The following is a 12,820-nucleotide window of genomic DNA, read 5'->3' on the forward strand; positions in this document are numbered from 1 at the left end:
CTATTTCTGTACTTAATCGGAATAGCACTAATTTGCTTTGATGCAGATTAAAAAAAAACACTAAATATGAAAAGAAAATCATTCTCATGAATATTTGATTAAGATAATATTAATCATTCTCATTACTATAACCGTTATTAATTCAGGGAACTGCTATGAACTTTAAAATGGGTGTTTTAACAGCCTGTATTTTATCTGCCTCTTATCCGCTGTATGCACAAGAAAACAAAGAAGAAAAACTTGTAGTATCAGCATCAGGGTTTGCTCAACAAATTACAGATGCACCAGCAAGTATCACCGTGATCAGCAAAGAACAACTCGCTAAAAAGCCCGTTCATGATTTAGCTGACGCCGTAAAAGGTGTTGAAGGTGTTAGCATTAATGGTAATGCTAATAAACAAGAAATCACCATGCGTGGTTTACCAGGTGACTACACCCTTATTCTTGTTGATGGTCGTCGCCAAAATAGCCGTGAGTCACGTCCTAATGGGAGTGGTGGTTATGAAGGTGGTTTTATTCCACCAGCAGAGGCGATTGAACGTATAGAAGTTATTCGTGGACCAATGTCATCTCTGTATGGTTCAGATGCAATGGGTGGTGTTATCAATATCATCACGAAACCAGTAACAAAAGAGTGGCATGGCTCTGTTGCACTTGGCGGTACATTGCAACATAACCGTGATGCAGGCGATTCCATTAATGGTGATTTTTATCTTTCAGGACCTTTAATTGAAGATAAATTAGGCTTACAGCTTTATGGCAGTAGCTATTTACGTGCTGAAGATAAAATCACTTATGGCCAAGGTCGTAATGACAATAAAAATATTACGGCAAAATTGGCTTTCACACCGACTGATAATCAAACCATTTTATTAGAAGCGGGTCGCAATACGTTACAACGTACAACGACACCAGGTAAATCCATGAGTGAATTTACTATCCGTGGTGGAAAAGCGGATGAAAATAAAATGCTGGAAACCAATAATGACCGTAATCACTGGGCATTAACCTATAAAAATCAGTTTGATATTCTGCATTCAGAATTAAGTGTTTATCAAGAACAGACTAAACGCATCACCAAAACAGAAATGATTGATAAGGTGACAAAAGAGCGCGAGAAGTATTATGAAGATCGTCGCCCTGAAATTACCAATACTGTTTTTGATGCGAAATTTACTGCATTCTTGCCTGATAACGTGATGACTTTTGGTGGTCAATATCAATATTCACGTTTAAAAGATGAATCATCCACTGGCTCTGGTATTAAACAATCCACCATTACCGCAGATCAAAAAGCGTTATTCCTTGAAGATGAATATAGCGTAACAGACAACCTCGCATTAACTGGCGGTGTGCGTCTTGATGATCACGAATATTACGGTAATCACTGGAGCCCAAGAGCGTACGCCGTTTATCATTTAACGGATGAATTCACCTTAAAAGGTGGTGTAGCTAAAGCCTTTAAAGCACCAAGCTTACGTGAAATTAGCCCAGAATATGGCACTTCAACAGAGAAAGGTCGCGCGATTATGTACGGTAATCGTGATTTAAAACCTGAAACGTCTGTTAGCCAAGAAATTGGTATTGGCTATGATAATGGAGATGGTGTTACTGCAAGTGTGACGTTCTTTAATACTGATTTTAAAGATAAGCTAACTAACTACGATACAGGCGAAATAGACCCAATTACGGGTTTAAAACTGTATCAATACGATAATGTCGGTAAAGCGAATATTAAAGGGATTGAAACCGCGGTTGGTTTCCCAATTACAGAAAGTTGGCATGTCAATGCAAACTACACTTATATCGATTCAGAACGTAAAAGTGATGATGAAAAATTAGCATCAGGTGAATCCTTAAAAGGCTATCCATTAGATTTAACACCAAAACACAGCGCCAATGCACGAGTTGATTGGCAGTTTGACGAAGCAACCAGTTTTTATGCCAATACCGCTTATACTGGTAAGCAAGTTTGGGCGGCACAACGTAATGGTTACACTGGGGCACGTTATCGTAGTGGGTACACAACCTTTGATTTAGGAATGACCTACAACTTTAATAAAAACACGATGTTTAATTTTGCAGTATTAAATATTACAGATGAAACAGGTCCTGCTGTAAATGATAAAGGCGGCAACTGGGTTGTCGATGAAGGTCGTCGTTATTGGGCAAATATTAAATATAGCTTCTAATCGAGCCTAAATTTAAATAAACCCCGTTAAGTATGGGGTTTATTTTTTTATGCCTCTCTATTATTTTCATCTTAATGGCTTACTTTTTAAATTACCGACAGAGTATCTGATTTATGCGAATACTAATGTTATGTGGAATGATTATGTTATCTGCGGTGGCTCAAGCTAGACCTAACCAAGAAGTTCCTGAAATTGAGTCTCAGGCTCACTCTTATTATCAAATTACAAATAAGGAAGTGGCATATGAAGGAAAACAATATCGCCTCTTTCTTGCTATTCCTAAAAACGCCACTAAGACAACGCTAATTTATAGTGTTGATGGAAATGCCCAGTTTCCGTTGATGATAAACGAAGCCATAAAGCAGAAAAACAAACCGTTGCCTGCGATTATCAGTGTGGGGTATGTGGGGGATAAAGCTTATTTTATTACAGAGAGAACGCATGACTACACGCCGAGTGTAAAAGGAGAGGCATTTAGCCGAGGTGGAAATGCAGAAAATTTTTATCAATTCTTCTTAACGCAAGTAAGGCCTTATGCGTTAGAGCAACTCGCTAAAGAACACGTTTCGATCACTCAGCAATCTTTGTTTGGTCACTCCTTTGGTGGCGTGTTTACCCTCTATGTTTTATTCAATCATCCAGAAACATTTCAACGTTATATCGCAGCAAGCCCATCATTATGGTGGGGAAAAGGCGAATGGGTGAAACAAGAGCAATGGCAAGCTATTCCTAATGATATTTCTATTGCAATAACCTTGGGGGAAAAAGAAGAAAAACCAGATTTAAGCCAATTAAGTGAAGAACAACAGAAAAATTATCAAAAGCGTAGTAGCTGGTTAACGCAACGTCAGTTATGTCAATATTTATCGGAAGCGGGAAAACAGTGTGAGTTTTATCTGTTTGAGGGCAAAGGTCACGGTGGTTCAATTCCTGATGCCATTAAAATTGCTTTAGAGAAAAGTGTGGAATAAACAAAAGTATCTCTTCATTTTTAGCTATCCTATCGAGTAACGATAGGATAGTAATGAATGTTTATTATTTTTATTTTATTTAGCACGTATTTACTCATAGTCTTCTTAATAAAAAATACTTATCATTTAATAAAAATAAATATTAGATTAGCGCTATTTCTTTTTGGTGGAAAAAGACGATAATCATGATTGATATAAATAAAATTGTTTTCTGACATTAGATTTTATAATTTTATTTATCATCATTTAAACGCTATATTCGCGTCTCCTGAATTTAGGAACGCCATCCACTGTTTTCACCTTTGTTTCTTTTATCTTTCCTAGATAAAAGAACCGCCTCTATCAGGCATCGAGAAAACAGCGCATCATCAACCGTTTTGACTGTGGAGACGAGGGTAGTGAAACAGAACACTACTTTGGTACGCAAAGGCGACAGTACATTAGTACCTGTGGCTGGGTTAACGGTATTTGCTATCGCGTCAGGCTATTTAATGAGTTTAATTCCACTGTCTATGAGCAGTTTTGGAATGGATACGCTCTATGCCAGTTGGTTAGCAAGTATTTATTTTATTGGATTGTTAATAGGTTCAGTCATGATAGAACCTATTATTGCAAGAATAGGGCACAGTCTTTCTTTCGTTGTATTTTTATTATTGTTGGCAGTGACGGTCGGTGTGTTGCCTTTAATGCCTTATTTATCAGCATGGATGGTTTTCCGTTTTATTGGTGGTATGGCGGTTGCAGGTATATTTGTTGTTGTCGAGTCATGGTTATTAATTGGCGATAATCCTAAAGAGCGAGCTAAACGCTTAGGTTTTTATATGACCTCGCTTTATGGCGGCACAACATTAGGACAATTGGCGATTGGTGCAATTGGTACGCAAGGCGCTATCCCGTTTATGGCGATATTAGTTTTATTACTCATTGCCGTATTACCGCCTCTACTTTTTAAACAAGGGCAACCACAAGGGCACTCTCATAAAAGTTTATCACTCAAGCAGATGAGCCGATTAAATAAAGCCGCTTTAGTGGGCTGTATGGTATCTGGCGTTGTGATGGGTAGTATTTATGGCATGATGCCATTGGCTTTAAATCAAGGGCAATTTACAACAGACCAAATAGGTGTGTTGATGGCAGCAATTATTTTAGGCGGAATGGTGATCCAGCCTATTATTAGCAAATTGTCTGTGATGATCAGCAAGACACTGTTATTAGCGATGATGTGTTTAGTGGGAGTTTTTGCCATGGGACTGACTTATCTTTCTAGCGATTATATGGTGCTTATTATTGCACTAGCGCTATTGGGAATGTCTTCTTTTGCACTTTATCCTATCGCTATTACATTGGCATGCGATCATGTGAACGCGAGTTACATTGTCGCTATTACACAAGTGATGCTATTAAGTTATAGCATTGGCTCCGCTATTGGGCCTTTAGGGGCGGGAATGTTTATGGCGCAAGCCAATAACGGCATTATGAATTTCTTCTTTGTGGTGTTATTAGTGACGGCAGTTTACATGCTGTTTGCAAGTTTACGCCGTAAAAGTCATATTGTGTTGAACTAAACTGTATTCTCTTACTTTTTCTCTTTCTTATTTTTTTCCCTTATTTATCAGCCGAGCTTACCCTAAAGGTGGCTCGGTTTTTTTATCTCTACTCTAAAAACGGCTCTAAAAACGAATTAAGACTTCCCTGATATTTTTATGCTGTGCTTTATCAGTATAAACAGATAATGTTATTTCTTTCTTAAATAATGGATTTAACTTTTTCATGGAGAACATACAGTGAAAATAATGGGAATTACTGTTTTACTCTTACTCATTACTCCCTTTTCAAGTGCACAAGCGCTAACTTCAGAACAAAATAAAAAGCTGGTGGAGTATGCGGCTAACTTACCAAGAGCCGTATTTTACGACTCTGATTATCGTAAAATAGACTACCCAATGGGGGACGTGCCTGCTTATAAAGGAGTCTGTAGTGATGTGATTATTCGTAGTTATCGTGGGATTGATATCGATTTACAAAAATTATTACATGAAGATATTAAAGCAAATTTTTCTGCTTACCCAAGTAAACGAATGTGGGGATTGAATAAACCCGATACGAATATTGATCACCGTAGAGTTCCCAATTTAGAGGTCTTTTTCACACGAAAAGGAAAAGTAAAACCGATTACAAAAAATGCCGAAGATTATGTGCCAGGCGATATTGTTAGCTGGCGTTTAGATAATGGGCGACCTCATATTGGCATTGTAGTAAATAAGAAAAGCGGGGATAACCAACGCTATCTAGTTATGCATAATATTGGGTTTGGACAAGTCGCAGAGGATGTCTTATTTTCATGGAAAATAACGGGGCATTTTACTTACTAAATAGATAAACGAGGAAAGTTTGGGTATCTGGTTTTTTATAAAAAATAGAATAAAAATAATAACAGGAAAAATAAATCTAGAATTTAAACGACAAGTAAAATAATGCCCATACTGATTTTATGTAAAGTATGGGCATTATTTCTGGGGAAGAATATTTTCATCAGAAATATTCATAATCATTCCTCTAAGCCACCGAGTAACATACTAACGACAGCAGTAGAACAGATAAAAGAAAGGAAAAGGATAAAAAAAGAGCTACTGATCATAATACCCTCCAAATATATCGCTATTTTTAAATAAAAAACCTCGCTAAACACACGTTATTAATTCATTACCTTATATACTAGGTTATTTAAAAATAAAGTCAAACTAACGTGTTATTTAATAACAATTTTTTGCACTGTTATTTTATTTTTTATAAAAAAGCGTGTTGGGTATTACTAAATAATCAGGAGGGGCTTAACCCCTCTGATGTCTTACGCGCTGTGAGGTAAGGTGATATGAGTTAATGGCGGTAAACCATAAGCCGCTCTCGCACGATCACAAGCTTCATTAGGAATGCCATTTACCCAAGATTGTTGAAACTCACGACAAGGAGAAGGACGTTGTTCGTAGATAGAACAGCTTACACACTCTCCAACTTCACCAATCAGTTTGTCACAGCGTGGTTTTTTAGAATTTGTTCCTTTCATGCAAGAGAGAAAAGGCGTTAATGGTTCTGTTAATTCATCTGGAACCACACCGCCACCACTTACCATTTCAGCCCAATAGAACGAAACTCTAAAATAGGCGCAACAAGCACCACAATGCATACAGGGATTATCCTGCATATAAATAAAATCGTTAGAATGTTTGCTCATACCAGATACCATTTTATCTGACGTTAAAGTGACAAAACGCACGTTTTAAGGGTGCGGTAGTTTAAGAGAGGCAAAAAAAGACAGAGAAACGATGCTTCTCTTAGAGCAATCATTATGCGCCGAATGAAAAATATTTTTCAAGAGAAATGTTTCTATATATAGAATATTTTTATTACAAAACAGACTATTATTTTGGAAAAAAAATCTGAGTAGACTATATAACTTAATGGTAAGTGATGATGTTATTTAATCCTCCGTAAAAATCACACTATAAATAGTATTAAAAGTAATCAGAAAATGAGATTTCGAATAAAAAAAGCCTTATCAGTTTTGATAAGGCGATAACAAAATAAGCGTAGATAACATGCTGTAAAAATGAGCTAATGATATCTACTAATCGGTTTTTCTAAAAAGGGCCTTTAAAAATAAATAAAGCACCTGCACCAATTAAAAGAAAACCAATAAAATGATTTAATGTAAAATTTTCTCCCAAGTAAGTGACAGAAAAAATAGCGAAAATAGTTAATGTGATCACTTCTTGTATGGTTTTTAATTCTGCTGCACTGTAATAATTATGACCAATGCGATTTGCGGGTACAGCAAAGCAGTATTCAACAAATGCAATCAACCAGCTTAAAATAATGACAACAATAAGGGGTTTATTGCCATATTTTAGATGTCCATACCAAGCAAATGTCATAAAAACGTTGGAAATTATAAGAAGAATAATAGGGGTAAATTTGTAGAACATATTAGTGATACCACTGGTCGTTTTTAGGCAAAAATTGCCAATAAGAATAGTATGAGATTACTGCAAAAAAAGAGGGTTTTCTATTGCTATGCTAAGAAAAAAAATAGTGAAAACTAAAATGGCAGACTTTTTTCGATATAAGAAAGTTTGTTATTTTATCAATTCAATGCAAAGTTAAAGTAGTAAATGGCTATTTTTAAAATTATTGGCTGAATTTCAATCTATTGATATTGTGTTAAATAATATTTTCTTATTATTAATCGATTGAAATTTAAATTTATCAAGTAAGATGCGATATGTCCTAAAATGAAGTTATTCGCACTAATAGATATGATATTAGTTATTTTATACATTATGTTAAACATAAATTTTATTATAAATATCTATAAGGAATTCGCGTGAAGATAAGTTTATTTCTGATCTCTTGTAGTTTACTTACAGTGAGCTTTTTTTCTTCAGCACAAGGTAAATACGATCCTTTAGCGAAATGTTATGAAGTGACCGCAAACGAGCCAAGAACCGCTGTGCAAGCTTGTTTATTGGATGAGTTAAAACTGACAGAACAGCAAATGAATGTCATTTATGACAAAAGTAAGAGTGATCTTGAAGATACTGATTCTGTTGCAGCGAAAAGTGCCATTGATGCATTAGCCAGTTCTCAGCAGCATTTTATTCAATTTAGAAGCGCTGAATGTCAACGACAATCCGCATTATTAATGGGCGGTTCTGGGGCAGGAGATGTTTTACTCGCATGTGAAATAAAATTAAATCAATGGAGAGCAAAAGTTTTATTAAATAATTAATTGGTAAATAATAGAGAAAAACCCAAAAGCCATTAACTTATCTTTTGGGTTTGATTTAGGCGTCGATGATCGACTCTGACTGTTAGCTATTTTGTTATCGTTTTAACGTTATTTTATCTTGAATTAGCAATCTTCAATAATAAGATAAGCTGCATGAACAGGGCCATGAACCCCCCATACTTTAATCAATTCAATGTCAGCAGTGGAACTTGCACCACCAATTAAATTGATACAAGACGGCATTCTCACACCTTCTTGAGCCATCTTATGTAAACGCTCAGCAATTTGAGCCACACGAGGCAAAATATCGCTTTTACGTAGGATCACAATTGAGGTTTCAGGTAATAAACTCACGGCACGTCCTTTCTCTGGAGACGAAAATAAAACAATTCCACCAGATTCCGTTAATCCCGCTTCAGCAAAAACAATTCCGATTTGAGAGCGTTCAGCATGAACAATATTTTCACGCCCAAGTGTAGGATCCCAAATATAAGTTTCGTATTTTTCGCTAACCGCTTTTGTGATGCCAAGTGCATCTAAACGCTCATCACCACTTATTACCACCGAGCCTTTACAATCATAACTTTCACATAGCTCAATTAGGCTATTAATAACTTCATTCGGTTTGCTAACAACACATTTCACCATTTGAGTCTGTGCAAAGTCCGTAAACTCTTTGCACAGTTCATCTTGAGTTAAATTAGTTAAGCGTGTTTTCGCTAAATCATTCACTGGTGTAGGCTGCGGCTGTGGCTTATGCGCAATAGGACGTCCTAATTTTTCAGCAATAGTTTGCAGAAATTCATTACGATTTTGTTCGTTTAACATATTATTTTTTTCCTTCTGCTTTATGGCGTTTAAACCAACTACGGAAGCTATAACCATCTGGTTTAGGGAGATCACGTGATTCCATCCAATCATTAAGAACACTAATTTTGATTGGTGTAGAACCATTTTTGATCATTAATCCCGCCATTTTTGCACCGACATTCATACCCACTTTCCAAAGGGCAGGGTGTGAATTGAGGTAGTTAAACATACCTGTCACTCGACGTTCTGCTTTTGGTGTAAGGCCTGTTTCTGCCATCACACGGCGATGTTTTAAAATCAGTTGTGCTAAAGGAATTTTGACTGGGCAAACTACATTACAAGCGTTACATAGCGAACATGCATAAGGGAGATCGTGGAAATCTTTATAACCCCCTAATAATGGTGAAATTACCGCACCAATTGGACCAGGATAAATTGATCCATAAGCATGACCACCAATATTACGATAAGCAGGGCATGTATTTAGGCAAGCACCACAACGAATACAACGTAAAATATCTTTAAATTGTGAGCCTAAAATTTCAGAACGACCATTATCGACAATTACTAAATGGAACTCTTCAGGGCCATCAACATTGCCCGCTTCGCGTGGGCCTGTCACCCAAGTGTTATAACTGGTTAAACGTGAGCCAACGGCACTACGACATAACATGGTTATCAACGGATCAACTTCTTCAAAGGTAGGAGCCACACGTTCCATACCCATAACCGCTATATGGGTTTTAGGTAGTGTTGTGGTCATTCTTGCATTACCTTCATTGGTGACTAAACAGACAGTACCTGTTTCAGCCACGGCAAAGTTACAGCCAGTGATACCAATATCAGCAGAAAGGAAATCTTGTCTTATACGTTGTCTAATGAAAAGCGTCATATCTTCTGGCGTTTCACTGCCTTCATAATTGAGTTTTTCATTTAAGACTTTGCGAATTTGATAACGATCTTTGTGGATCGCTGGAACCACGATATGAGACGGTGGATCATTATCTAATTGAAGAATATATTCACCAAGGTCAGTTTCGATGATTTCAATGCCTTCATTTTGTAAGGCTTTATTCATCCCAATTTCTTCGGTGACCATCGATTTAGATTTTACAATCTTCTTCGCATTTTTCTTTTTGGCAACTTCACAAATATAACGAGAGGCATCTTCTGCTGTTTTAGCAAAATAAACATGGCCTCCGTTTTCAGTCACTTTTTCGGATAATTGATAGAGATAAGCATCTAAGTTTTCAAGAACATGGTTACGGATTTGTTCAGCGCGATCACGCCACTCTTCCCAATTACCTAGCTCCTTCACCATGATTTGACGGTTAGCCCCAATGCGTTCTTGCGCCATAACAACCGCATTACGCATGATTGTGTCTTTCATTTCATGTTCTAGACGAGGTCTGAAATCTATATCACTGGTTTTGATAGACATAAGCAGGCTCCCTTATTGGCTCATTAAAACTTGTGCAATATGCAACACTTTTACAGGACGTTTTTCACGACTTAAACGACCTTGAATGTTGATTAAGCAGCTTGTATCGGCACCAATGACATAATCAGGACTCACATCCATAATATGTTTGACTTTTTCAGTCACCATTTCGCCTGAAATTTCAGACATCTTCACGGAGAAAGTTCCCCCAAAGCCACAGCAGGTTTCTGAGTTTGCAAAAGGTAACATTTCAAGACCTTCAACATGTTTTAACAGCGTTAAAGGCTCACTTACGACACCTAATTTTCTGGTTAAACTGCAAGATGGGTGATAAACCGCTTTACCTGGCAGACGAGCCCCAACATCGACAACACCAAGAGTGTTAACAATAAAGCTGGTTAAATCAATAAGGCGATCGGCAACACCTTGTGCCCGTAATGCCCATTGTGGTTCATCAGCAAGATAAGTTGGGTAACCTTTAATGGCATAAGTACAGGAGCCTGCGGGTGAAATAATGGGATAGTCGTTCACTTCCAATGTTTCAATTAACGATTTCATGGCGGGTTTTGCATTATTAACATAACCGCTATTAAGCGCAGGCTGACCACAGCAACCTTGGCGTTCCTGAAATAAGACTTCGCAGCCTAATTTTTCAAGTAACAAGACGGTGTCTCGGGCTGAATCTGCTTTCAGCACATCACCAAGACAGGTCGCATAAAAATTAACTTTCATTAATCGAACTCCAAAACATCGCTCAGATGTTATTATTTTTACTAAAGATAAAATTCTTTTATTGCTTCGTTATAAGAGGAGAAGTGAATGGAATAAACACGCTCACTTCTCCTTATTAATTAGTTCATTAGATGATAAATAATACCGATCTTCGCCCCAAGAATAACAATGTAGGCGATACAGTATTTTAAGGTTTCACGCATAATGGCACTGCTTTGGCCATCCATTTTTGTCGCTGAAACAGCAATGGCGATACTTTGAGGTGAAATCATTTTACCGCCCGTTGCACCAGAGGTATTGGCAGCGGCCAGAATGAATGGGTCAATATTAAGTTTAGCGGCTGCACTGGTTTGTAACTTACCAAACAGTACGTTAGAGTTGGTGTCACTACCTGTTACGAACGTTCCTAACGCACCGATCACTGGGGCAATAAAGATAAATCCTGCACCTGTGAAATCGACTAAGGTTTCAGCGATACTGCCAATCATGCCACTGAAATCCATGACAGTTGCCATCGCTACGATTGCTGTGATGGCAATAATTGAGTTTTTCAGTTGGATAGTCGTTTTAACCAGAACAGAGATAAGTGTTGAAACACTTGCGCCTTGAATGGTTCCCCCCACAAAGCTGGCGAGAATAATTAATACCCCCGGTGTACTTAACCAAGCAATGGTTTGATATTCCGTTTGTGTTTCACTTAATACAAATGGGATCTTTGTGGAAATCGCACTTGCCATGCTTTGGAGCGTAGGGAATAAAGGTGAACACGCTAAAATAAAGATAAAAGTAAACAGATAAATAGAACTTGCTACTAACAACTCTTTGCCAGTATGTTTTTGGACATTTTTCTGTTTATCACCACTATTTTTCATGCGTTTAGCAAGGAAAATAACCACAATTAAGCTGACTAAGCTACCTGCAAACGCTGGTAATTCAGCACCTAAATTAGCTGCAACGATATATTGAGGGATCAGTGTACTGATACCACACATTAAGGTAATAAATCCGACACCTTTAATCGCTTTAATTCCGCCACCAGCAATGGCAACGATGACAAAAGGCAATACGATATTAAATAATCCCAACTGAATAATAATCGTTTTACTCAGTACTAATACATCAAGCCCAGTATTTTGCGCCAAAATTGAAACTGGAATACCGACTGCACCAAAAGCAGTAGGAACTGTATTGGCAACTAAAGAGGCAACTGCTGCTTTAAAAGGATCAAATCCAAGTGCAATTAAAATACCGATAGGAATGGCAACCGCAGTACCATAACCCGCAACAGCTTCAAGAAAGCCACCAAAACACCATGAGATAAGCAGAACTTGCACTCGCTTATCATCACTTATGCCAGCCAGTACATCTTTAAGGACATCCATGCCACCTGTTTTTAGCATTAAGTTATAGCTATAAATGGCAGCAAGAATAACGATGATGATTGGCCACAATCCTTTAACTGCGCCATAAAGGACAGAGACTGAAGCAAATTGAATGGTGTTGTTCCAATGGAAAATAGCAAGTGCAACAGTTATCACTAAAGATACAAGCACGGCATGGTGAACGGCTGATTTCATTTTTAAAATCATAAAAATCAAAACCGCTAAAGGCACAATGCCTAATAAGAATGATAGATAGTCTGACATGATTATTTTTATCCTTAAGTTTGCAATTGTTATCGTTTATAACTGCGTTGGCAAACCTATAAGTTGGTCATTATATAATTGTGTAGGGTACTAGGTTTTATTAATGCTCTACTTTGCTGAAACGATAAATCATAAATAAAAAAAGATAGTTACTAACCTAAACAATGAAAGATATCATCACTTAGGAAATTGTCAGGTTAGATTAGTTGGCTATTGTAGGGAATATTTATTGATATGTAATA

Annotated in this window: 11 protein-coding genes; 5 read left to right on the forward strand and 6 right to left on the reverse strand. The window is 37.2% G+C overall.

Annotated elements, in window-relative coordinates:
- Positions 1-155: 155 nt before the first annotated feature.
- The 4 genes from ACNARN_RS08755 to ACNARN_RS08770 all read left to right on the forward strand — a co-directional run bounded on the left by ACNARN_RS08755 (position 156) and on the right by ACNARN_RS08770 (position 5,535).
- Positions 156-2,192, forward strand: coding sequence for an IreA family TonB-dependent siderophore receptor (locus tag ACNARN_RS08755; protein ID WP_198620778.1), 2,037 nt, complete (start codon positions 156-158; stop codon positions 2,190-2,192).
- A 113-nt stretch (positions 2,193-2,305) separates the two neighbouring features.
- On the forward strand, positions 2,306-3,163 hold the full coding sequence (locus ACNARN_RS08760) for an alpha/beta hydrolase (RefSeq protein WP_232799455.1): 858 nt from the start codon (positions 2,306-2,308) through the stop codon (positions 3,161-3,163).
- A 398-nt stretch (positions 3,164-3,561) separates the two neighbouring features.
- Entirely contained in the window at positions 3,562-4,728 is a 1,167-nt protein-coding gene (locus tag ACNARN_RS08765) for an MFS transporter (protein WP_109371020.1), read from the forward strand.
- A 228-nt stretch (positions 4,729-4,956) separates the two neighbouring features.
- Positions 4,957-5,535, forward strand: coding sequence for a DUF1287 domain-containing protein (locus ACNARN_RS08770; protein WP_232797532.1), 579 nt, complete (start codon positions 4,957-4,959; stop codon positions 5,533-5,535).
- 476 nt (positions 5,536-6,011) lie between these two features.
- On the opposite strand, the gene ACNARN_RS08775 is transcribed toward ACNARN_RS08770, so the two are convergent.
- Together ACNARN_RS08775 and ACNARN_RS08780 are read right to left on the reverse strand one after the other, a co-directional pair.
- Positions 6,012-6,395 carry a YkgJ family cysteine cluster protein gene (locus ACNARN_RS08775; protein WP_109371014.1) on the reverse strand — a complete coding sequence of 128 codons (384 nt, stop codon included), beginning with the start codon at positions 6,393-6,395 and terminating at the stop codon, positions 6,012-6,014.
- 406 nt (positions 6,396-6,801) lie between these two features.
- Complete coding sequence (locus ACNARN_RS08780) at positions 6,802-7,146, reverse strand: DMT family protein (RefSeq protein ID WP_075670926.1); 345 nt, start codon at positions 7,144-7,146, stop codon at positions 6,802-6,804.
- A gap of 398 nt (positions 7,147-7,544) precedes the next feature.
- On the opposite strand from ACNARN_RS08780, the gene umoC reads away from it, so the two are divergent.
- The gene (gene umoC, locus ACNARN_RS08785; protein ID WP_100159051.1) at positions 7,545-7,949 is read left to right on the forward strand and encodes a lysozyme inhibitor LprI family protein; all 405 of its coding nucleotides are present in this window, start codon (positions 7,545-7,547) and stop codon (positions 7,947-7,949) included.
- Positions 7,950-8,072: 123 nt separating this feature from the next.
- Here the strand turns inward: umoC and ACNARN_RS08790 are convergent, their stop codons facing one another.
- From ACNARN_RS08790 to ACNARN_RS08805, 4 genes are all read right to left on the reverse strand, one after another.
- A complete protein-coding gene (locus ACNARN_RS08790; RefSeq protein WP_198620776.1) occupies positions 8,073-8,777 on the reverse strand; it encodes a LutC/YkgG family protein in 705 nt (234 codons plus the stop codon).
- Between the two features lies 1 nt (position 8,778).
- Positions 8,779-10,200, reverse strand: coding sequence for a LutB/LldF family L-lactate oxidation iron-sulfur protein (locus ACNARN_RS08795; protein ID WP_198620775.1), 1,422 nt, complete (start codon positions 10,198-10,200; stop codon positions 8,779-8,781).
- A 12-nt stretch (positions 10,201-10,212) separates the two neighbouring features.
- Positions 10,213-10,932, reverse strand: coding sequence for a (Fe-S)-binding protein (locus tag ACNARN_RS08800; protein WP_099659343.1), 720 nt, complete (start codon positions 10,930-10,932; stop codon positions 10,213-10,215).
- A gap of 119 nt (positions 10,933-11,051) precedes the next feature.
- Positions 11,052-12,578: an L-lactate permease gene (locus ACNARN_RS08805; protein ID WP_198620774.1), complete on the reverse strand. Its 1,527-nt coding sequence runs from the start codon at positions 12,576-12,578 to the stop codon at positions 11,052-11,054.
- Between the last annotated feature and the right edge of the window lie 242 nt (positions 12,579-12,820).

This window comes from Proteus sp. TSJ240517 (assembly GCF_047921575.1).
Lineage (GTDB): Bacteria > Pseudomonadota > Gammaproteobacteria > Enterobacterales > Enterobacteriaceae > Proteus.